We start from the raw sequence: 21,472 nt of genomic DNA, 5'->3' as shown, positions 1-21,472 counted from the left end.
CTGACTCCAGACGATATAATAATGACCGGCCAGTTCTTTGCTGGCCGGGTCATTCAGGTGATCCAGGTTCCATCGCAGTTAGTTGCTACGCTCGTCCTTGCGTGCACGACCTAATAAGCTCAATGCTGCCTCGCGCGCATTTTTTCCGCAATACAATACCTGATAAATTTGCTCAGTTATTGGCATTTCGACACCTAAACGCTGTGCCAGAACGCGAACTTCCTTGGTATTGCGATAACCTTCGACTACCTGGCCAATCGTATCCTGTGCGCCTTGTACATCCATGCCCTGACCGAGCATCATGCCAAAGCGACGGTTACGCGACTGGTTATCGGTGCAGGTCAGCACTAAATCGCCGAGTCCCGCCATGCCCATAAAGGTTTCCGGGTCTGCGCCCAGCGCGGCGCCGAGACGAGACATTTCCACCAGGCCACGGGTAATCAGCGCGGTACGCGCATTGGCGCCAAAGCCGATGCCGTCAGACATCCCGGCGCCGATAGCGATGACGTTTTTCACCGCGCCGCCAAGCTGCACGCCGATAAAGTCCGGGTTGATATATACCCGGAAGCTTTTGCCGCAGTGCAGCAGGCGTTGCAGATCGTCAGCAAACTGCGGATCCGTTGCGGCCAACGAAATGGCCGTCGGCAGCCCCGCCGCCAGTTCTTTGGCGAAGGTGGGGCCAGAAATGACCGCCAGCGGGATAGTGTCGCCCAGCGCTTCGCGCGCGACATCCTGCAGTAAGCGGCCGGTTTCCGCCTCAAGCCCCTTGGTCGCCCAGACCAGGCGCGCATCAGGGCGCATCAGCGGTTTAATCTGACGCAGGACCTGGCCAAAAACATGGCTCGGCACCACCACCAGAATGTCACGGCTGGCGGCCAGTGCGGCAGCAAGGTCGCTTTCAAGATGCAGCGTGTCAGGGAACGGAACGTCAGGGAGGAACGCCGCATTGCAGCGATCGTGCTGCAGCGTCGCGATATGTTTCGGGTCATGGCCCCAGAGTACGACATCGTGGCCATTTCTTGCCAGGGTGATGGCAAGAGCGGTGCCGTAAGAGCCGGCACCGATCACAGTCATTGCAGCATTAAGTGCGTTCATCAGGCATCCTGATGTTGTTCGGCACCTTCGCCAGCCTGCTGCTGCAGATAGTTCATAAACAGCGCATCAAAGTTCACTGGCGCAAGGTTCAGTTGCGGGAAGGTACCGCGAGAAACCAGGCTGGTGATGCACTCACGCGCATACGGGAACAGGATGTTCGGGCAGTATGCACCGAGGCAATGTGCCATCTGGTTGCCGTCAATGCCTTCGATGGAGAAAATACCGCCCTGCTGTACTTCGCACAGGAATGCAGTTTCTTCGCCCAGCGAGGCGGTTACGGTCACACGCAGCACCACTTCATAAACGCCTTCAGCCAGTTGGCTGGAAGCGGTATCCAGATCAAGTTTAACCTCTGGCTGCCAGTCTTTCTGGAAAACTTGCGGCGCGTTCGGCGCTTCAAAGGAGATATCCTTGGTATAAATACGTTGGATCTGGAACGTCATTTCGGTGCTGTTTTGTTCTGACATAGTAAAACCCTTTCGTGTTGTCCTTAAATACGTCTATCCGAGGTGGATGGACGCAAAATTAGCGCAGCAGGGGATCAAGTCCACCACGTGAATCAAGCGCATACAAGTCGTCACAGCCGCCAATGTGCTGTTCATCAATAAAAATCTGCGGAACCGTCGTCCGACCGCTGCGCTGGATCATCTCTTCACGCTTTGCGGCATTGCCATCGATCGGCAGTTCATTGAAGGTTACGCCTTTGCTGTTCAGCAGCGCTTTAGCACGCACGCAGAACGGACAGGTCGCTTTGGTATAGATATCAATATTGGCCATGACTTCACTCCTGTTTTTACCCTGAGGATTTTACGCCGCAGACAAGGCGCCCCCCGGCGGTTCAGCGCAATGGGGGACCCGGTCACGCCATAAAGACGCGGGGTAAATTATTTGCCGCGTACCAGCGGAAGGTTCTCGCCGCTCCAGCCAGCGATGCCTTCTTTCAGTACAAAGACTTTCTCGAATCCGGCTTTATTCAGCGAGCTGGCTGGATCTTGAGCCTGCATACCGGAACCGTCTACCACTATAATGGGTTGTGCTTTGTGCTTTTCCAACTCACCCACGTTATTTGCCTTGATATCGCTCGGCAGCAGGTTGATGGAGCCAGCAATATGGCCTTTACGGAAATCGTCACGCTGACGCAGGTCGACGACAACGGCATCTTCTTTGTTGATTAGGCGCGTCGCTTCACCACGGGTAATGACTTTAACTTTCGACATCAGCCCTTTAAAGGTGGTGAACAGCACCGCCACCAGCAGCGCGATCCACGCGATGCTCAGGACGGGATGACGGCCGACGAATTGCATAATTTCTTGCATGGGGGGTTACAACTCCCGACTAAGTGATAAAAAAACCAGGGAAGGAGTATACCTGTGCATTGCGGCAAATACAGCCAGTGAGCGCGATGTAATGCATTTTCTGCGGTCCGTCACGAAAAAATAATCGCCGCGTGACTTTCGTTGACGATTGCCGCTCTCTTTCTTTGATCTTTTACGGTGCTTTGATCGATTCAGCTGTAGTAAAATTACGCAAATTTTCTGTCTTTGAGCATGAGGTTGTCGCAATGTCGAATTCTAAAAAGCCAATGGTACTGGTCATTCTTGATGGCTATGGCTATCGTGAAGACCAGCAGGATAACGCGATTTATAGCGCGAAAACCCCCGTCATGGACGCATTGTGGGCCAAACGTCCCCATACGCTGATTGACGCTTCTGGTCTGGAAGTCGGTCTGCCGGACCGCCAGATGGGTAACTCTGAAGTGGGTCACGTTAACCTCGGCGCCGGTCGTATCGTGTATCAGGATCTGACCCGTCTCGATGTCGAAATTAAAGAACGCACCTTCTTTGCTAACCCGGTGCTGACCGCCGCGGTCGATAAAGCCGTTGCTGCCGGTAAAGCGGTGCACATCATGGGCCTGATGTCTGCTGGCGGCGTTCACAGCCACGAAGACCACATTATGGCGATGGTAGAACTGGCCGCAGAGCGCGGTGCAGAAAAAATCTACCTGCACGCTTTCCTTGATGGCCGCGATACCCCGCCGCGCAGCGCTGAAAACTCCCTGGCCAAATTTGAAGAAAAATTTGCGGCCCTGGGCAAAGGCCGTGTGGCTTCTATCATTGGTCGCTACTACGCGATGGACCGTGACAACCGTTGGGATCGCGTTGAACAGGCGTATGACCTGATGACCCTGGCGAAAGGCGAGTTCCAGGCAGACAGCGCAGTCGCCGGTCTGCAGGCCGCTTACGCCCGTGATGAAAATGACGAATTCGTTAAAGCGACCGTGATCCGTGCTGAAGGCCAGGCCGATGCCGCCATGGAAGATGGCGATGCGCTGATCTTCATGAACTTCCGTGCCGACCGTGCGCGTGAAATCACCCGCGCCTTCGTGAACGCCGATTTCGACGGCTTCGCCCGTAAGAAAACCGTCAAACTCGACTTCGTGATGCTGACCGAATACGCCGCCGACATCAAAGTCGCCTGCGCCTATCCGCCTGCTTCACTGGCCAACACCTTCGGCGAGTGGATGGCGAAGAACGACAAAACCCAGCTGCGTATCTCCGAAACGGAAAAATATGCTCATGTGACCTTCTTCTTCAACGGCGGTGTCGAAGAGCCGTTCCAGGGCGAAGAGCGCATTCTGATCAACTCCCCGAAAGTGGCGACCTACGATCTGCAACCGGAAATGAGCTCTGCCGAGCTGACCGAAAAACTGGTTGGCGCCATCAAAGGCGGTCAGTATGACACCATCATCTGTAACTACCCGAACGGCGATATGGTCGGTCATACCGGGGTGATGGAAGCGGCGATTAAAGCCGTTGAAACCCTGGATAACTGCATCGAGCAGGTCACCAAAGCGGTAGAATCCGTCGGCGGCCAGCTGCTGATTACCGCCGATCATGGTAACGCAGAACAGATGCGCGATCCGGCAACCGGCCAGGCCCATACCGCTCACACCAACCTGCCGGTTCCGCTGATCTACGTTGGCGATAAAAACGTCAAAGTGGCTGAAGGTGGCAAGCTTTCCGATATCGCGCCAACCATGTTGTCGCTCATGGGAATGGAAATCCCGCAAGAGATGACTGGCAAGCCGCTGTTCATCGTGGAATAATCCTTCCCCATGAGGGGAAAGGCGACTTATTCAAACACATGGATCGCAACGGCTGTTCGATCCGTCCTTTACGCCAGCGCACTCAGCGCTGGCGTATTGCTGTGCGCCGCACCCGCTCAGGCGGACGATCGTGACCAGCTAAAATCCATTCAGGCTGACATCGCCGCGAAACAGCAGGCGATCAAGCAGCAGCAACAGCAGCGCGCTTCCCTGCTCGCCCAGCTCAAGGCCCAGGAAGAAGCCATTTCCGCCGCGGCCCGTAAACTCCGTGAAACCCAGGACACCCTTAATCAGCTGAATAAGCAGATTAACGAGATGAACGCGTCTATCGCGAAGCTCGAGCGCCAGCGCGCCTCCCAGGAGCGCAACCTCTCCGCTCAGCTCGATGCCGCGTTCCGTCAGGGGCCGCATACCGGGGTGCAGATGATCCTCAGCGGCGAAGAGGGGCAGCGTAACCAGCGCATGCAGGTCTATTACGGTTACCTGAACCAGGCTCGCCAGGAAACCATCCTCCAGCTGAAGCAGACCCGCGAAGAGGTCGCCGCCCAAAAGGCCGAGCTGGAAGAGAAACAGAGCCAGCAGCAGACGCTGGTTTACGAACAGCGGGCACAGCAGGCGAAGCTGGAACAAGCGCGCAACGAACGTAAGAAAACCCTTTCAGGCCTTGAATCCTCCATTCAGAAAGGCCAGCAGCAGCTTGGCGAAATGCGGGCCAACGAATCGCGCCTGCGTGGTCGCATCGCTCAGGCGGAAGCCGCGGCGAAGGCCCGTGCCGATCGAGAAGCCCGCGATGCGCAGGCCGTGCGCGATCGCCAGCAGGATGCGTCCCGTAAAGGCACCACCTACAAACCAACGGAAAGCGAGCGTTCGCTGATGTCCCGTACCGGCGGTCTGGGCTCGCCGCGCGGTCAGGCCTACTGGCCGGTTCGCGGAACGTTGCTTCATCGTTATGGCGAACAGCTGCAAGGTGAACTACGTTGGAAAGGGATGGTTATCGCTGCGTCTGAAGGTACCGAGGTCAAGGCAATTGCCGATGGCCGGGTCATTCTCGCCGACTGGCTGCAGGGCTACGGCCTGGTAGTCGTGGTCGAACACGGTAAAGGTGACATGAGCCTTTACGGCTATAACCAAAGCGCGCTGGTCAGCGTCGGCACTCAGGTCCGGGCGGGCCAGCCGATTGCTCTCGTAGGCAGCAGCGGCGGTCAGGGCCGCCCGTCGCTCTATTTCGAAATTCGTCGCCAGGGTCAGGCGGTCAATCCACAGCCGTGGTTGGGAAGATAAGTTTTGCTTCAATTTCGCAGAATTGCATTCGCGGTAGCCGGTTCGCTGGCTATGGCATCGCCCGCATTTGCCGGCAAACTCTCCATTGTTATCGACGACTTTGGCTACCGTCCCCAGACGGAAAGCCAGGTGCTGGCGCTGCCAGCGACCATTTCCATCGCCGTTTTACCGAACGCGCCCCATGCGCATGAAATGGCGACCCGGGCGCACAATCTCGGTCACGAAGTACTGATCCACCTGCCGATGGCGCCAATCAGCAAACAGCCGCTGGAAAAAGATACCCTGCGCCCTGATATGAGCAGCAGTGAGATCGAACGCATCATCCGCGACGCCTATGGCAAGGTGCCCTACGCCGTTGGCCTGAACAACCATATGGGCAGCGCGATGACCTCCAGCCTGTTCGGCATGCAAAAGGTGATGCAGGCGCTGGAGCGCTACAACCTCTACTTCCTCGATAGCGTCACCATCGGGAATACCCAGGCCATGCGCGCCGCGCAGGGGACCGGGGTCAAGGTTATCAAGCGCAAGGTGTTTCTGGATGACACGCAAAATGAGGCCGATATTCGCGTCCAGTTTAATCGGGCGATCGCTCTGGCACGCCGTAACGGTTCCGCCATCGCCATCGGTCACCCGCACCCCACCACGGTGCGCGTGCTGCAGCAGATGGTCTATAACCTGCCGCCGGATATCACCCTCGTTCGCCCCAGCAGCCTGCTGAACGAGCCTCAGGTCGATACCTCAACGCCAGACAAAGGCCAGCCGCCAGCGCAGAACACTCAGCCGCGCAACCCGTTCCGCGGCGTGAAATTCTGCAAGCCGAAGCATCCGCCTGAGCCGGTTTCCGCCAGTCGTTTCTTCACTATCCTGAGCGAAAGCATCAGCCAGAGCACCCTGGTGCAGTACTACCAGCTGAAATGGCAGGGCTGGGATAACCCCAATAACTAAGAGCCTGTCCCGGTAGGCGTAGATTGATGCGGCCAGCCTGGCCACGGACAGCGCGGAACCACCGGAGCGTACACGCAGTACGTGAGGATGGTGAGCACTGCCCAGGGCCAAAATGGCAAATAAAATAGCCTAATGGGCCAGGCTCTAAGTTGAGCGGGAATCTGTCTGCTTCTCCACGGCAGGTTCCCGTTTGTCATCCCCGGCATACCAGGCTTTAAAATACTTCAGAAAACTGTACAAGGTCGCATACAGCCCGGTGACCACCCCAACCTTCCCCTGACGCCACGCGCCGCTGAACAGATACCACTTAAAAAACGCGCCAATCGCGCTGACGATCCCGCGGCATAAAGACGGCCTGATCTTCTGGTTTTTAACCAGTCGGGTGGTGTAACCATTCAGCTTATTAAACACTTCGTGCAGCGAATAAAACGTATCGTGGCGCACGTGGCCCGGCAGCTTGAGTGAGCGCCTGTGGCCCACCACCTGATCGTCGACCGGGCGGTCATTAAAGGCGGCGGTGGTACGGTTAAACAAGCGGACCGGGTAATCCGGCGAGGAGACGGGGTAGATAGTTCTGACCGCCTCGCCAAGCACATACCAGTAACGCGGCAGACGCCACGCGCAGGCCGGATCGGGCGCCTCGCCAGCTTTCAGCTTCAGGATCGCCGCGACGACGTCGCTATCAAGAATTTCATCGCTATCCATGCACAGCACCCAGTCATGGCTGGCCAGGGCCGTGGCGTAGTTCATCTGATCGCCGTGGGCGGTATAGGGGTGGTGATGAACCGTTAGGCCGAACTGCTGGCAGATATCCAGCGTCGCATCGCTGCTGCCGGAATCGACGACAATACACTCATCCGCTACGGCGAGCAGCGGGGGCAAAACCTGCCGTAGAAGGCGGGCAGAATTACAGGTCAGCAGGCAAACAGAGAGTTTAAACATGGTTTTATAAAATTAAACGGTGATTAAACGACTGTATAAACGAATAGGCTAAAAATCGATTTAGAAATAGTGCGTTTGCGATGAAGACGCGTTGAAATGTTATCCAAAACTAAATAAAAAAAAGCGCCCGCAGGCGCTCAGTGGATCGCGACGTTACGCCCGGTCATCGCCGGGCGGCAGTCGTTATGGCTCAATCCCAGCTCAGAATCACTTTGCCGGACTGGCCGGAGCGCATCGCGTCAAAGCCCTGCTGGAATTCATCGATGCCGAAACGGTGGGTGATGATCGGCGAGAGATCCAGACCAGACTGGATCAGGGCCGCCATCTTGTACCAGGTTTCAAACATTTCGCGGCCATAAATCCCTTTGATTAACAGCCCCTTAAAGATGACCTTGGTCCAGTCGATCGACATATCCGACGGCGGAATACCGAGCATCGCAACGCGACCGCCGTGGTTCATGGTGTCCAGCATGGTGCGGAAGGCCGGCGGCGCGCCAGACATTTCCAGCCCGACGTCGAAGCCTTCGGTCATGCCCAGTTCCGCCATCACGTCAGTCAGGCTCTCCTGCGCGACGTTGACCGCGCGGGTCACGCCCATCTTACGCGCCAGGCCCAGGCGGTATTCGTTGACGTCGGTGATGACGACGTTGCGAGCACCTACGTGCTTAGCCACCGCCGCCGCCATGATGCCGATCGGGCCCGCACCGGACACCAGCACGTCTTCACCTACCAGGTCGAAGGAGAGCGCGGTATGCACGGCGTTACCAAACGGGTCAAAAATGGACGCCAGATCGTCAGAAATGTTGTCCGGAATTTTGAAGGCGTTGAAGGCCGGGATCACCAGGTATTGCGCGAAGCAGCCCGGACGGTTGACGCCCACGCCGATAGTATTGCGGCACAGGTGAGTACGCCCGGCACGGCAGTTACGGCAGTGGCCGCAGGTAATATGCCCTTCACCGGAAACGCGGTCGCCAATCTTAAAGCCACGCACTTCCTGACCGATACCCACCACCTCACCGACGTACTCATGCCCAACCACCATCGGTACCGGGATGGTTTTTTGCGACCACTCGTCCCAGTTATAGATGTGTACGTCAGTACCGCAAATCGCGGTCTTGCGGATTTTGATCAGCAGATCGTTATGGCCGACTTCCGGTTCCGGTACGTCGGTCATCCAGATGCCTTCTTCCGCTTTCAGTTTGGATAACGCTTTCATCTCACACCCTCAGGCAATGACGCCCAGTTGTTTGCCGATGCGGGTAAAGGCTTCCACCGCACGTTCAATTTGTTCAGGGGTATGCGCCGCCGACATCTGGGTGCGAATACGCGCCTGGCCTTTTGGTACCACCGGATAGAAGAACCCGGTGACGTAAATACCTTCTTTTTGCAGTTCGCGCGCAAAGTTCTGCGCCACCACGGCTTCGCCCAGCATTACCGGGATAATGGCGTGGTCGGCGCCGGCGAGGGTAAAGCCCGCGGCGGTCATTTTTTCGCGGAACAGGCGTGCGTTGGACCACAGGCGGTCGCGCAGCTCGCTGCCGCTCTCGACCATCTCCAGCACTTTGATGGAGGCGGCGACGATCGCCGGTGCCAGCGAGTTGGAGAACAGGTACGGGCGCGAGCGCTGGCGCAGCCACTCAACCACCTCTTTGCGTGCGGCAGTGTAGCCGCCAGACGCGCCGCCCAGCGCTTTGCCGAGCGTACCGGTGATGATGTCCACCCGGCCCATCACGTCGCAGTATTCATGGGAGCCACGACCGTTGTCGCCGACAAAGCCGACGGCGTGAGAGTCATCGACCATCACCAGCGCATCGTACTGGTCCGCCAGGTCGCAGACGCCTTTCAGGTTGGCAATGACGCCATCCATTGAGAATACGCCGTCGGTGGCAATCAGCACGTGACGCACGCCGGCTTCACGGGCCTCTTTCAGACGTGCTTCCAGCTCCTGCATATCATTATTGGCATAGCGATAGCGTTTCGCTTTGCACAGACGTACGCCGTCGATGATTGAAGCGTGGTTAAGGGCATCAGAAATAATGGCATCTTCCGGCCCCAGCAGGGTTTCAAACAGGCCGCCGTTGGCATCGAAGCAGGAGGAGTAGAGAATCGCATCTTCCATACCGAGGAACTCAGCCAGCTTCTTCTCAAGCGCTTTGTGGCTGTCCTGAGTCCCACAGATGAAGCGCACGGAAGCCATACCGAAACCGTGGCTGTCCATGCCGTCTTTTGCCGCGGCGATCAGTGCCGGGTGGTTCGCCAGACCCAGGTAGTTATTGGCGCAGAAGTTAATAACGTTGCTGCCGCCGACGGTGATATCCGCCTGCTGCGCCGATGTGATAATGCGTTCTTCTTTAAACAACCCCTCTGCACGAGCGGTCTCCAGGTCATTGGTTAACTGTTTGTAAAAATCACCACGCATTGCAACTCTCCAGATTCGGCAAAATTTGGCACATATTACCCAAAGCTATACGCTGATACGAGATGATGCATGCCTTAATGAATTATTTGCAGCATTAATCACGCTCAACACCCCCTTTTCGGCGAATGGCTGAAGCCTTCTCCATGTGGTGATATGATATGAATATTCGCGTCCGGATTGTCTCTGGACGCCACACTTCAAAGGTTACAGTTATGATCATCGTTACCGGCGGCGCAGGCTTTATCGGCAGCAACATCGTTAAAGCCCTGAATGACAAAGGCATTACCGACATTCTGGTCGTAGACAATCTGAAAGACGGCACCAAGTTTGTGAATCTGGTTGACCTGAACATCGCGGATTACATGGATAAAGAAGACTTCCTGATCCAGGTGATGGCCGGCGAAGAGTTTGGCGAAATCGAAGCGGTGTTCCATGAAGGCGCCTGCTCTTCCACCACAGAGTGGGACGGCAAGTACATGATGGATAACAACTATCAGTACTCTAAAGAGCTTCTGCATTACTGCCTGGAGCGCCAGATCCCGTTCCTGTACGCCTCTTCGGCGGCAACCTACGGCGGTCGCACCAGCGACTTTATCGAATCCCGCGAATACGAGCAGCCACTGAACGTCTACGGCTACTCCAAATTCCTGTTTGACGAGTACGTCCGCCAGATCATGCCGGAAGCAGACTCGCAGATCGTCGGCTTCCGTTACTTCAACGTTTACGGGCCGCGTGAAGGACACAAAGGCAGCATGGCGAGCGTGGCATTCCACCTCAACACCCAGCTGAACAACGGCGAAAGCCCGAAACTGTTCGAAGGCAGCGATGGCTTCAAACGCGATTTCGTCTACGTGGGTGACGTCGCTGCGGTGAACCTGTGGTTCTGGGAAAACGGCGTCTCCGGGATTTTCAACCTGGGCACCGGTCGTGCGGAATCCTTCCAGGCGGTGGCGGACGCTACGCTGGCCTATCACCAGAAAGGCAGCATCGAGTACATCCCGTTCCCGGATAAGCTGAAAGGCCGCTATCAGGCGTTTACTCAGGCGGATATGACCAACCTGCGCGCAGCAGGCTACGACAAACCGTTTAAAACCGTTGCCGAAGGCGTAACGGAATATATGGCCTGGCTCAACCGCGACAGCGATACAAATTCACAAAATCATTCGAGCGGTAACAAGGCGGCAGCTAAGTGAATCTCCGGGAGCTTACAAAAGTAAGTGACCGGAGTGAACGCAGGTAGCCAACGCAGAGACCGTTTGAAGGATGAAGTGAATGAAAATATTGGTGGTTGGCCCGTCCTGGGTGGGCGACATGATGATGTCGCAAAGTCTCTATCGCACGCTCAAGGCGCGCTATCCCCAGGCCATTATCGACGTGATGGCGCCCGCGTGGTGCCGTCCGTTGTTGTCGCGTATGCCAGAAGTCAACGAAGCCATCCCGATGCCGCTCGGCCACGGTGCGCTGGCCATCGGCGAACGTCGCAAGCTCGGGCACAGCCTGCGCGAACGTCGTTACGACCGCGCCTATGTGCTGCCAAACTCGTTTAAATCGGCGCTGGTCCCCTTCTTCGCCAATATTCCGCACCGTACCGGCTGGCGGGGTGAGATGCGCTACGGTTTGTTGAACGATGCGCGGGTGCTGGATAAAGACGCCTGGCCACTGATGGTCGAGCGCTATGTCGCGCTGGCTTACGATAACGGCGTCATGCGCAGCGCCAAAGATCTGCCGCAGCCTCTGCTCTGGCCACAGCTGCAGGTTTTCGACGGTGAAAAATCGCAGGTCTGTAACGCCTTTGCTATTTCGGCCGATCGGCCCATGGTCGGCTTCTGCCCCGGCGCGGAATTTGGCCCGGCTAAACGCTGGCCGCATTACCACTATGCCGAACTGGCAAAGCAACTCATCGATACCGGGTACCAGGTTATCCTGTTCGGCTCGGCCAAAGATCATGAAGCCGGTAACGACATTCTCGCCGCGCTGAACACTCAGCAGCAGGCATGGTGCCGCAACCTGGCGGGCGAAACCCAGCTTGAGCAAGCGGTGGTGTTGATTGCCGCCTGTAAAGCGGTGGTCAGCAATGACTCTGGCCTGATGCACGTTGCCGCAGCATTGAACCGCCCACTGGTGGCGCTATATGGCCCGAGCAGCCCCGATTTCACCCCACCGCTGTCGCACCAGGCGCGGGTTATCCGTCTGATTAGCGGCTATCACAAAGTCCGTAAAGGCGATGCCGAGCAAGGCTATCACCAGAGCCTGATCGATATTACACCGCAGCGCGTGCTGGAAGAGCTGACCGCGCTGCTGCAGGAAAAACCGGAACAAGAGGAAGCGTAACGGATGCGGGTATTGATCGTGAAAACCTCGTCCATGGGCGACGTCCTGCATACGCTGCCCGCGCTGACCGACGCCGCGCAGGCCATTCCCGGCATTCGTTTTGACTGGGCGGTGGAGGAAGGGTTCGCGCAGATCCCCTCCTGGCATAATACCGTCGACCGCGTGATCCCGGTCGCCATTCGCCGCTGGCGCAAAGCCTGGTTCTCTGCGCCGATTAAAGCGGAGCGCGCGGCCTTTCGTCAGGCCATACGCGCCCAGCGCTATGATGCCATTATCGATGCCCAGGGCCTGGTCAAAAGCGCCGCGTTAGTGACCCGCCTGGCGCAGGGGGTCAAGCACGGCATGGACTGGCACAGCGCCCGCGAGCCGCTGGCGAGCCTGTTCTACAATCGCCGTCACGCGATTGCAAAGCAGCAACACGCCGTCGAGCGTACCCGGGAACTGTTTGCCAAAAGCCTCGGCTATACCCGACCGACGCAGCAGGGTGATTATGCCATCGCCCGTCACTTTACGGATGCGTCAGCTGCTGCGGCTACGCCGTACCTGGTCTTCCTGCATGCCACCACTCGCGACGATAAGCACTGGCCAGAAAGCCACTGGCAGGCGCTGATCGCCCTGCTGGCCGACAGCGGTCTGCAGATTAAGCTGCCGTGGGGCGCACCGCACGAAGAGGCGCGGGCTAAACGGCTGGCAGCAGGCCACGACGGTGTCGAGGTGCTGCCGCGGATGAGTCTGGAGCAAGTCGCTCAGGTGCTGGCTGGCGCCAGAGGCGTGGTCTCCGTCGATACCGGTCTGAGCCATCTGACCGCGGCGCTCGATAAGCCGAACTTTACGCTGTATGGCCCCACCGATCCGGGGCTGATTGGCGGCTACGGGCAAAATCAGTTTGTCGTCCGCCCGGACAGCGGCAACAGCACCGGGGATATTGCCGCAGAGCAGGTGGCGCAGTTGCTAAAATCACAAGGACTGCTGTAATGGGTTCACTGTTTAAGCAATTTTATCGCTACACCCGCCCGCGGGCCTACCGCCACAACGAAAATCTCTGGCCATGGACGAAAATCACCCGCGCGGCAAGCGGGGAAATTAGCACGCTGGTTTATAAAGGAAAATCCGTTCCGCTGGTCAGCCTGAGCGCGCTCAAAAATACCTTTTCCGGGCCGCTGCTGCTTACCGCCACTGGCCCTTCAGTGAAAGAGATCGATTTTTCCGTTACACCTGCTTCAGTACCGGTAATGGGCGTTAACGGTGCTTATTTTCTGACGGGCCAGGTCAATTTCTCTTTCTATTTGATTGTGGATATGGAGTTTTTCGACCGAAAGCCCGAGATCATCGCCGCCATCGTCGCTAATCCTAAGATTCTGTTTTTTACAACGGTTCACGGCATTGCCAAAATAATAGACCGACTGGGTTTCGGCCATATTCAGTGCCGCCTCGCGGCGATCGAAGATGCGTGTTATCGCATTTATCAGGCCCGAATTCCGTGTGCCAATATTAAAAAGACATTCCACCAGGCTGATACCGTCATCCTGCATCAACATTCTGACGAGATTGGGTTTGCCATCGATATTCGCCAGGGGATATTTGATGCAGGCACCGTCGCCTACTGGGCATTGCAGATTATTGCCTGGCTGGGGTTTGATAAAGTGATCATTGCGGGTCTGGACATGACCAACTTTGAGCAGCCGAGATTTTATGAAAGCAACAGCAATAAGCTCCCTTCTTATCTGGCAAACAAGGTCGAATCGTTGATTTTCCCGGCCTTTGAACTTGCCAGCACCTATATGTGCAGCGTAGGTATCGATATTATCAATACCTCAACAGAGAGCGCTATTCCTGAGCATATATTCAATAAAGCACCGTTTAGCCAGTCCATGAAAGCAGTGACCCGCTAGGCCACTGCATTTCCTGTATCACGGTTGCGCCTGTTTTACGCGTTGTAATCCAGCACAGATAACCAGGCAGACGATAAACATAACGATAAACCGGTCATGAATAAAAAGCGTATCGACCAAACCAAACAAAATAACCGGCGCACATACAAACATCGTTGCACATGACAACACCCGCTTCCTGTGCACATAGAATAGCATTGCGGCATACAGCCCCAGCAGAATGACTCCACTGATAGCCCCTTGCAGCGACATCGTCTCTATCAGGTCATTATGCAGGTGATAAACCATATTGCGGATCCCTTCCGGGTTACCCTGCTCTTTCTCCTGCATCAGCTGCAACAGAATGTCATAGCGTTGCTGTGCACTCACCCCGGTCGGATGGCGGTATATTTCGTAGAGCCCCGTATGCCACATGCTCAATCTGGCGCCTAATGAGGTGTTGTTATCACTCTGATATTCTGAAAGTTCCGTCACCGCATCCACTGCACGCGTTTTGATAGAGGGAAACGCAATTTCAATGATCACCACTGAGAGCAAGACGGATACCAGACACAGCGCAATCATTTTGGACTTCGACATGAAGTTACTGTTCAGTAAGGCATATATCAAAATAGCGGGGTAAAAAAGTAGCACTGAACGCGTTTGCGTTAAAAAGATAACCCAGAAAGAGAAAACAATGACCCCAAATATTATATATTGCCGATAACGCATATTGACACATGCTAAAGCATACAGCGTCACCATCGTATAAAGAGCATACAGATAAGCGCTCAGGGTTGCAGAGTTACCAATTCTCAAGCGATCGTCAGAGACAAAAAAGTGGAAATGTAAGGCATACAACGTTAAATACGTGAAACCAAACAACAGCACAGCATTAATAAACTTCCCCGGCCCCACCGATATAAGTCTTAATATCGCGGAAACTAACGGTACCATTACGGCACCGATGATCAGATAACTCCCCGTACGCACGTAACTCACGTCCGCCATATAAATTTCCGCGGCATTCGCAGGAAACCGATATGCCCACAACAGTTGTGAACTTCCCATCAAAAACAAGAACAGCGCCAGGATCAACTCTTCTTTTTTGAAACGAAGTGCTTTGGCATGACACAGGGCATAGCCAACCGTCATGAGCGCAGAAAGGTAGAAAAGATTTCTCCCCATGATTTTTTCTGTCATAACGGAAGCGGCAGCCAGAATTGCTGCCAGAAATATAAGCAAGGGGAACTTATCTTTGATCATGAACGATTAACTTCTCACAAATGGGGGAACCCATACCTCACCGCAATCCCACGGTCTTGGTTTCCCGTGGAAGCATACGATGCGCGTCCCGGGTGGAACGGAACCATTCCCGGTGGCATGTTCATTTTTTTTCTTACTGACCACATGCTTTTTATAGCTCACGATTTGTCCCGGGAGGATATCCTGCCAGATAGCAGCATGAGGATAAATCTTACTAATAAACTCCTGATCGCCACCGCTCTGATAGCGTGACATAAACAGTTCAGGATAACGTTTAAACGACTCCCAGACCTTATACTTCTCCTCATGCGGGATGCGCATAATGGCCGAGTTTTTCGTTTTCTGCGGGAAAAAGAAATCGCTGAGCATGGTCAGTCGGGTATTCTGCAAAATATCGGAAATATCACCCACAACAACAATATCCAGATCAATATAAAAAATATCGTCGTCAATTTTTTGCGGATCAAATATTTCAATCTTTGACCACCAGCCAGGCAGGTTTTCCGTCAGCTTAATTGTCTGCACGCCGGGAATAGTCAGATCGGTAAAGCACACTTTTTCGATGTCATCCGGTAATTGCTTATACAACCACTGAACATGATCATGATTATAATCACCACCAGAACGCAATACCGTTACAATTTTCATACATGCCTCATAAATGAAAACACAGTGCATCGAAAAATAAAGACCAGCAGGCCGATGTAAAATCGGCGCTAATATTACACTAGAAAACCGGTGTATCTCTATGACACACAGTTATTTTATGTAAGATTTCTCCGGAATTGATAGTATTCCGCCAACGTCATTCCCTTCACCTGCGGGGCCAGCCAACTGAAAAACGCTTCCAGGTCAGCATATAAGCGCTCGATATCCTGCTCGTTTTTAAACGTTGGGCTGCAGCCAGGCATGTACTCAGAAGAGTGGAGCATATATTCAACGTAGTCATTCCCCTGCGTCAACGTCTGGGTTACGACTTTTTTCATGGTCTCGACGTTGCCGCCCATCGGACGCAGCCAGTGCACCGACGGCGATCGGACTTTGCCGCGCAGACGGTCGTAGCCCTGCTTCACGCTGTTCATCCAGCCGGAGTGCTTATACTGAATGCTCATCGGCACTTCCAGCAGCGAGGAATGCCCCTCGCGGCTGATGTCGTTCTCATCGAGGAAATAGGCATGCTGCGGGAAGCGACGATAATCGGTACCGCCATCGCCCTGCGGTGCGCCTTTCGCCGTCTTCCAGTTGACCCGCGGGGTCACCGAACAATCCACCAGATAGCCATGCTCCACCAGCAGGCGAGCATAGCGCTCGTCGAAGGCCCAGCGCCCGGCGCGGTGGCTGACCATTTTGGTCTGGAAAGTCTCTTCCAGCAGATGGGTCATATAGGCGACTTTTTCACGCATTGCCGCATCGGAATATTCAACCAGGTAGGGCTTATGACGCCAGTCATCGTCGGTCAACGGGTCCGTCGGCGGGCTATTCCAGGCATGCAGGTGCATGCCAATCTCCGCCGTACCACGGGCAATCACATCTTTGGCGAAGTCGATATAGAAGGGGTCGATCGCCATTTCATAGTTGGTCAGATAGACGGGTTTAAAACCATACTTTTCGCAAAGCTGCTGAAAACGCGGTAAATAGCGCGCATTCTCGGTGGTAATGCTGTCGTGTTTTTGCCAGAGGTTGTCGCCCTCTGTATCAATCGTGATGAGAAATGCGGGTTTGTGCACGAAAACGTCCTCAGACCATACGTATCGGGTCATGGTAGAGCAATACAACGCTTCTCTCAATCTGTCTGATCCCCTAGAATCGGAAACCTGATACTGAATGAAGAACAGAGAATGACGCCTGAAACCCGCTCTCCCGGTACCGTGACCCCGGCGCGAATCCTGGTCATCAAGCTGCGCCACCATGGCGATATGCTATTGATCACGCCGCTCATTCACGCCCTCAAACAGCAATATCCCGCGGCCAGCGTCGATGTTCTGCTTTATGAAGAAACCCGGGATATGCTCGCGGCCAATCCTGACATCCGCCAGATTTTTGCCATTGACCGGCGCTGGAAAAAACAGGGGAAAGGGCATCAGCTCAGGATGGAATTCAGACTGATCCGCACCTTGCGCCAGCAGCACTACGATATGGTGCTTAATCTTGCGGACCAGTGGCCCAGCGCCATCATCACCAGACTGACCGGCGCGGCGACGCGTATCGGCTTTGACTTCCCGAAACGCCGCCATCCGGCCTGGCGTTTCTGCCACACCGCGCTGGCCTCAACCCAGGCACATCAGCGCCTGCACACGGTGCAGCAGAACCTGTCTATTCTGGCCCCGCTCGGTTTCGCTCTCGATGATGCCCCGGCGCGGATGGGCTACAGCGAACAGGACTGGGCCACCAGCCGTTCACTGCTGCCCGAGGGGTTTGAAAATCACTACATCGTGATTCAACCGACCTCCCGCTGGTTCTTTAAATGCTGGCGGGAAGATCGCATGAGCGCCGTGATTAACGCGCTGTCTGACGCCGGCTACGCTATCGTCCTGACCTCCGGACCGGATGCCAAAGAGAAGCAGATGGTGGACACCATTATTGCCGGCAGCCCGCAGGCTCGCCTGCACTCGCTTGCCGGTCAGCTGTCCCTGCGTCAGCTGGCGGCGGTCATCGACCATGCCCGCCTGTTTATCGGTGTGGATTCAGTGCCCATGCATATGGCAGCCGCCCTCGGCACGCCGCTGGTGGCACTGTTCGGCCCGTCAAAGCTAACGTTCTGGCGTCCGTGGCAGGCACAAGGCGAAGTCATCTGGGCCGGCGATTTCGGTCCCCTGCCTGATCCTGATGACATTGATACCGGCACCACTGAACGGTATCTCGATTTAATCCCCACCGACGCGGTGATCGCGGCGGCGAAAAAGGTACTGGCATGAGTACATTCAGGCTGGCCCTGGTGCGACAGAAATATCGCCCGGACGGCGGCGCGGAGCGTTTCGTCTCCCGTGCGCTGGAAGCCCTTGATAGCAGCAATATTGAACTGAACGTCATCACCCGTGAATGGCAAGGGCCGGTCAAACCCGACTGGCAGATCCACATCTGCAATCCGCGCAAATGGGGCCGCATCAGCCGCGAGCGCGGTTTCGCCAATGCCGCGCGCCAGCTATGGCAGCGCGAACAGTTCGATCTGGTGCAGAGCCATGAGCGTATCCCTGGCTGCGATCTCTATCGCGCCGGTGACGGCGTCCACCAGCGCTGGCTGCACCAGCGCTCGCGTATTCTGCCCGGCTGGAAAAGCCGCCTGCTGTTTGCTGACCGCTATCATCGCTATGTCATGCAGGCCGAGCGGGAGATGTATCAGGACCCGCATCTGCGGGGAGTGATCTGCAATGCCGCGATGATCAAGCAAGAGATCATCGATGATTTCGCGATCCCGGCAGAGAAGATCCACGTTATCTACAACGCCATTGACCACCGGCGGTTCCTGCCGCCCACCGCCGAGGCCTTCGCGGCCCTGCGCGCGCAGTGGGATCTCCCGCTGCAGGCGACCTGTCTGGTGTACGTCGGTTCCGGTTTCGAGCGTAAAGGACTGGAGGCGGCGATTCGCGCCATTGCGCCCACCGACCGCTATCTGCTGGTGGTGGGCAAAGACAAAGATCAGAACCGCTACCAGTCGCTGGCGAAAACGCTGCACTGTGAAAACCGGGTACGCTTCTTCGGGATGCAGTCGGAAACCCTGCCGTTTTACCAGATGGCCGACGGCCTGCTGCTGCCGACGCTGTATGACCCGTTCCCTAACGTCATTCTGGAAGCCATGGCCTGCGGTCTGCCGGTGATCACCACCACCGGCTGCGGTGGTCAGGAGTTTATCGTTCAGGGTCACAACGGGTATGTCTGCGACGCGCTGGATATTCCGGCGCTACAGCAGGCGGTGGTCGCGCTTCCCGCCCGCGCGCTGGGCTCCAGCGAAGGCGAGCGCGCCCGGGAACGCATTATGGACTGCACCAGCGAACGCTTGTCGGCGCAGCTGCTCTCCCTCTATCAGGATCTGGTGAAATAGCGATGCGCATACTGTTTGTCATTGACGGCCTGCCCGGCGGCGGTGCCGAAAAAGTGGTGCTGACCCTGGCAGAGCACTTTCTGAGCCAGGGTGAACGGGTGTCGCTGTTTTCTCTGCGCGACGTCTGCGAGTATCCGCTGCCGGAAAGGCTGGATTACCAGGTCATTGGCGACCGTTGCCGCGCCCCGTGGCGCAAACTCACCGAACTGTCGCGCCGCGCCCGCCAACTGGATGCGGCTGTCGCGCAAGCCGAGCAGCAGGGCGAGTTCGATCTGGTGCTCTCCAGCCTGCATAAAACCGACCGCATCGTCGCCCGCAGCCGCCAGCTCGCCCACCGTAACCTCTGGTTCTGCCTGCATGGCGTCTTCTCCACCTCATACCTCGGTCACCGCACCGGTTTCGACCGTTGGATGAAGCAGCAGAAGATTAAGCGCGTCTACCAGGGACGCAACATCGTGAGCGTCTCCAGTGCGGTAGGCCAGGATCTGGTCGAACAGTTCGCGGTGCGCCCGGCGCAGTTAAAAACGATTTATAACCCGTTCGACATCGCCGCGCTGCGTGCCGCCGCCGATGCCCCCAGCGATCGGCCCGATGGCGACTATATTATTCACGTCGGCCGTTTTCATCCCGGTAAGCGTCATGACCGCCTGATTGAGGCCTACGCGCAAAGCGGTATTACTGCGCCACTGGTGCTGCTGGGCCAGGGCAAACCGGAGCAGGAACAGCGCCTGCGCCAGCTGGCGCAACAGCACCAGGTGGCCGACAGGGTGCTGTTTAAAGGCTTTCAGCAAAACCCGCTGCCGTGGATCAAACAGGCGCGGATGCTGGTGCTCAGCTCCGACAGCGAAGGTTTTGGCAACGTGGTGGTTGAAGCGCTACTGCTGGATACGCCCGTCGCCAGCACCCGCTGTCCTGGCGGGGTCACGGAAATCCTCACTGGCGAATTAGCCCGCGGTCTGGCCGATCTGAACAGCCCGGCGCTGGCCCGGACGATGCAAAGCATTTACCATAGCCCGCCGGCCATCGAACCTTCGACGCTGGAGAAATTCAGCGTCGATACGATTTGTCAGCAGTACCGTCAATTGCGTCGCGACTGACGCCGCTATTTAACCAGGATCGAATGATTTATGAGTCAAACGCCTTTACTGAGTATCGTGGCCGCCGTCTACAACGGTGAAAAATTCCTTGCGCAATTCTTCGAGTGCCTTGAGCAACAGCAGCTGGAAAGCTATGAACTGATCCTGGTGAACGACGGCTCAACGGACGGGAGCCTCGCGGTCATCGAGGCGTGGAAAGCGCGCCTGCAAAACGTGAGGGTCCTGGAACAGGAAAACCAGGGCGTCTCGGTCGCCCGCAACACCGGTCTGGCGGTAGCGACCGGTAAGTACCTGGCGTTTCCGGATATCGACGATAAGCTCTATTCCGGCATGTACCGCACGCTGCTGGAGATGGCAGAAAAGGGCAACCTGGATATCGCCACCTGCAACGGCCGTTATGTTTACGAGACCCGCCAGGATATTCATCCGATTCTGCCGCCGGACCGCCTGCCCTCGACCGGGGTTGTGCCCGGTCACGTCTGGCTCAAACAGGCGCTGGACTCGCGCAAGTTCCTGCACGTCACCTGGCTGAATATCTATCGCCGGGACTTTATCATGCAGCACCACTTCCACTTTGAGCCAGGACTGCGCCATCAGGACATTCCCTGGACCACGGAAGCGCTGCTGGCGGCAGAGCGCGTGCAGTACACCAGCGAACAATTCTACGATTACTATATTCACTCGGAATCGGTATCGCATAAGCCGGACAACGACGACACCCTGATGCGTTCGGCACGCCACTACATGAAGATTCTGGAGATGCTGGACGCCATCAACGAGCGCTATCCGGACAAGGTGCGCCACATTTCCGCCTGCCGCTGGCAAATCGCCAAAGAGGGGCTGGGAATTATTCATACCTTCGATAGCATGAAAGATGAGTCAAAAAAGCATATCATCATTAAAGAGTTCTTTGACCGCGGCATCTGGCGTCTGATCTGGAAAAATGCGCGGACCTTCCGTTTACGCTGGCGCCTTGGCCGGCGCTACCTGCGGATTAAACGTTATCGCGACGCGGCCTGATTCACAATCCCGCTGTTGCCGCCAAAGAGATAGCTTTACGCGGGCTAAATGCTTAGAATT

The 21,472-nt window shown here is 56.1% G+C and carries 21 protein-coding genes; 11 read left to right on the top strand and 10 right to left on the bottom strand.

The window, feature by feature from the left end; all coding sequences use genetic code 11:
- Positions 1-78: 78 nt before the first annotated feature.
- From gpsA to EDF82_RS19320, 4 genes are all read right to left on the bottom strand, one after another.
- Positions 79-1,095, bottom strand: coding sequence for an NAD(P)H-dependent glycerol-3-phosphate dehydrogenase (gpsA, locus tag EDF82_RS19335; RefSeq protein WP_123757129.1), 1,017 nt, complete (start codon positions 1,093-1,095; stop codon positions 79-81).
- Positions 1,095-1,562, bottom strand: coding sequence for a protein-export chaperone SecB (gene secB, locus EDF82_RS19330; protein ID WP_123757128.1), 468 nt, complete (start codon positions 1,560-1,562; stop codon positions 1,095-1,097). Before secB ends, gpsA begins: the two co-directional genes overlap by 1 nt.
- Before the next feature lie 58 nt (positions 1,563-1,620).
- Positions 1,621-1,872 carry a glutaredoxin 3 gene (gene grxC / locus EDF82_RS19325; protein WP_123757127.1) on the bottom strand — a complete coding sequence of 84 codons (252 nt, stop codon included), beginning with the start codon at positions 1,870-1,872 and terminating at the stop codon, positions 1,621-1,623.
- A 107-nt stretch (positions 1,873-1,979) separates the two neighbouring features.
- On the bottom strand, positions 1,980-2,411 hold the full coding sequence (locus EDF82_RS19320; protein WP_123757126.1) for a rhodanese-like domain-containing protein: 432 nt from the start codon (positions 2,409-2,411) through the stop codon (positions 1,980-1,982).
- A gap of 245 nt (positions 2,412-2,656) precedes the next feature.
- On the opposite strand from EDF82_RS19320, the gene gpmM reads away from it, so the two are divergent.
- The 3 genes from gpmM to EDF82_RS19305 are packed head-to-tail and all read left to right on the top strand — an operon-like array spanning position 2,657 to position 6,427.
- Positions 2,657-4,201: a 2,3-bisphosphoglycerate-independent phosphoglycerate mutase gene (gene gpmM, locus EDF82_RS19315; RefSeq protein ID WP_123757125.1), complete on the top strand. Its 1,545-nt coding sequence runs from the start codon at positions 2,657-2,659 to the stop codon at positions 4,199-4,201.
- Positions 4,202-4,210: 9 nt separating this feature from the next.
- A complete protein-coding gene (gene envC / locus EDF82_RS19310) occupies positions 4,211-5,482 on the top strand; it encodes a murein hydrolase activator EnvC (RefSeq protein ID WP_123757124.1) in 1,272 nt (423 codons plus the stop codon).
- A gap of 3 nt (positions 5,483-5,485) precedes the next feature.
- Positions 5,486-6,427, top strand: coding sequence for a divergent polysaccharide deacetylase family protein (locus tag EDF82_RS19305; RefSeq protein ID WP_174509563.1), 942 nt, complete (start codon positions 5,486-5,488; stop codon positions 6,425-6,427).
- A 144-nt stretch (positions 6,428-6,571) separates the two neighbouring features.
- Here the strand turns inward: EDF82_RS19305 and EDF82_RS19300 are convergent, their stop codons facing one another.
- The 3 genes from EDF82_RS19300 to kbl form a co-directional block, all read right to left on the bottom strand.
- On the bottom strand, positions 6,572-7,369 hold the full coding sequence (locus EDF82_RS19300) for a glycosyltransferase family 2 protein (protein WP_123757122.1): 798 nt from the start codon (positions 7,367-7,369) through the stop codon (positions 6,572-6,574).
- 190 nt (positions 7,370-7,559) lie between these two features.
- Positions 7,560-8,585 carry an L-threonine 3-dehydrogenase gene (gene tdh, locus EDF82_RS19295; protein ID WP_123757121.1) on the bottom strand — a complete coding sequence of 342 codons (1,026 nt, stop codon included), beginning with the start codon at positions 8,583-8,585 and terminating at the stop codon, positions 7,560-7,562.
- Positions 8,586-8,594: 9 nt separating this feature from the next.
- Positions 8,595-9,788: a glycine C-acetyltransferase gene (gene kbl / locus EDF82_RS19290; RefSeq protein ID WP_123757120.1), complete on the bottom strand. Its 1,194-nt coding sequence runs from the start codon at positions 9,786-9,788 to the stop codon at positions 8,595-8,597.
- A 212-nt stretch (positions 9,789-10,000) separates the two neighbouring features.
- Here kbl and rfaD point away from each other — a divergent pair, with 212 nt between their 5' ends.
- The 4 genes from rfaD to EDF82_RS19270 all read left to right on the top strand — a co-directional run bounded on the left by rfaD (position 10,001) and on the right by EDF82_RS19270 (position 14,011).
- On the top strand, positions 10,001-10,981 hold the full coding sequence (rfaD, locus tag EDF82_RS19285; RefSeq protein ID WP_123757119.1) for an ADP-glyceromanno-heptose 6-epimerase: 981 nt from the start codon (positions 10,001-10,003) through the stop codon (positions 10,979-10,981).
- Positions 10,982-11,060: 79 nt separating this feature from the next.
- Entirely contained in the window at positions 11,061-12,119 is a 1,059-nt protein-coding gene (gene rfaF / locus EDF82_RS19280; RefSeq protein WP_123757118.1) for an ADP-heptose--LPS heptosyltransferase RfaF, read from the top strand.
- A gap of 3 nt (positions 12,120-12,122) precedes the next feature.
- On the top strand, positions 12,123-13,094 hold the full coding sequence (gene rfaC / locus EDF82_RS19275; protein ID WP_123757117.1) for a lipopolysaccharide heptosyltransferase RfaC: 972 nt from the start codon (positions 12,123-12,125) through the stop codon (positions 13,092-13,094).
- On the top strand, positions 13,094-14,011 hold the full coding sequence (locus EDF82_RS19270; RefSeq protein ID WP_123757116.1) for a sugar glycosyltransferase: 918 nt from the start codon (positions 13,094-13,096) through the stop codon (positions 14,009-14,011). Before rfaC ends, EDF82_RS19270 begins: the two co-directional genes overlap by 1 nt.
- An 18-nt stretch (positions 14,012-14,029) precedes the next feature.
- On the opposite strand, the gene EDF82_RS19265 is transcribed toward EDF82_RS19270, so the two are convergent.
- The 3 genes from EDF82_RS19265 to EDF82_RS19255 form a co-directional block, all read right to left on the bottom strand.
- Positions 14,030-15,256 carry an O-antigen ligase gene (locus EDF82_RS19265; protein WP_123757115.1) on the bottom strand — a complete coding sequence of 409 codons (1,227 nt, stop codon included), beginning with the start codon at positions 15,254-15,256 and terminating at the stop codon, positions 14,030-14,032.
- A 6-nt stretch (positions 15,257-15,262) separates the two neighbouring features.
- Positions 15,263-15,904, bottom strand: a complete 642-nt coding sequence (locus tag EDF82_RS19260) for a hypothetical protein (protein WP_123757114.1) — start codon at positions 15,902-15,904, stop codon at positions 15,263-15,265.
- Positions 15,905-16,020: 116 nt separating this feature from the next.
- On the bottom strand, positions 16,021-16,983 hold the full coding sequence (locus tag EDF82_RS19255; protein ID WP_123757113.1) for a polysaccharide deacetylase family protein: 963 nt from the start codon (positions 16,981-16,983) through the stop codon (positions 16,021-16,023).
- A 111-nt stretch (positions 16,984-17,094) separates the two neighbouring features.
- On the opposite strand from EDF82_RS19255, the gene rfaQ reads away from it, so the two are divergent.
- Genes rfaQ through EDF82_RS19235 form a run of 4 tightly spaced genes read left to right on the top strand, consistent with a single transcriptional unit; the run spans position 17,095 to position 21,412 of the window.
- Positions 17,095-18,171: a putative lipopolysaccharide heptosyltransferase III gene (gene rfaQ, locus EDF82_RS19250; RefSeq protein ID WP_123757112.1), complete on the top strand. Its 1,077-nt coding sequence runs from the start codon at positions 17,095-17,097 to the stop codon at positions 18,169-18,171.
- A complete protein-coding gene (locus tag EDF82_RS19245) occupies positions 18,168-19,295 on the top strand; it encodes a glycosyltransferase family 4 protein (protein WP_123757111.1) in 1,128 nt (375 codons plus the stop codon). Before rfaQ ends, EDF82_RS19245 begins: the two co-directional genes overlap by 4 nt.
- 2 nt (positions 19,296-19,297) lie before the next feature.
- Positions 19,298-20,392: a glycosyltransferase gene (locus EDF82_RS19240; RefSeq protein ID WP_123757110.1), complete on the top strand. Its 1,095-nt coding sequence runs from the start codon at positions 19,298-19,300 to the stop codon at positions 20,390-20,392.
- A gap of 30 nt (positions 20,393-20,422) precedes the next feature.
- Complete coding sequence (locus tag EDF82_RS19235) at positions 20,423-21,412, top strand: glycosyltransferase (RefSeq protein WP_123757109.1); 990 nt, start codon at positions 20,423-20,425, stop codon at positions 21,410-21,412.
- The last annotated feature ends 60 nt before the right edge of the window (positions 21,413-21,472 follow it).

This window comes from Klebsiella sp. BIGb0399 (assembly GCF_003752615.1).
Lineage (GTDB): Bacteria > Pseudomonadota > Gammaproteobacteria > Enterobacterales > Enterobacteriaceae > Klebsiella > Klebsiella lignicola.
The sequence above is the reverse complement of the archived record's forward strand: the minus strand, read 5'-3'. Positions and strand labels throughout refer to the sequence as shown.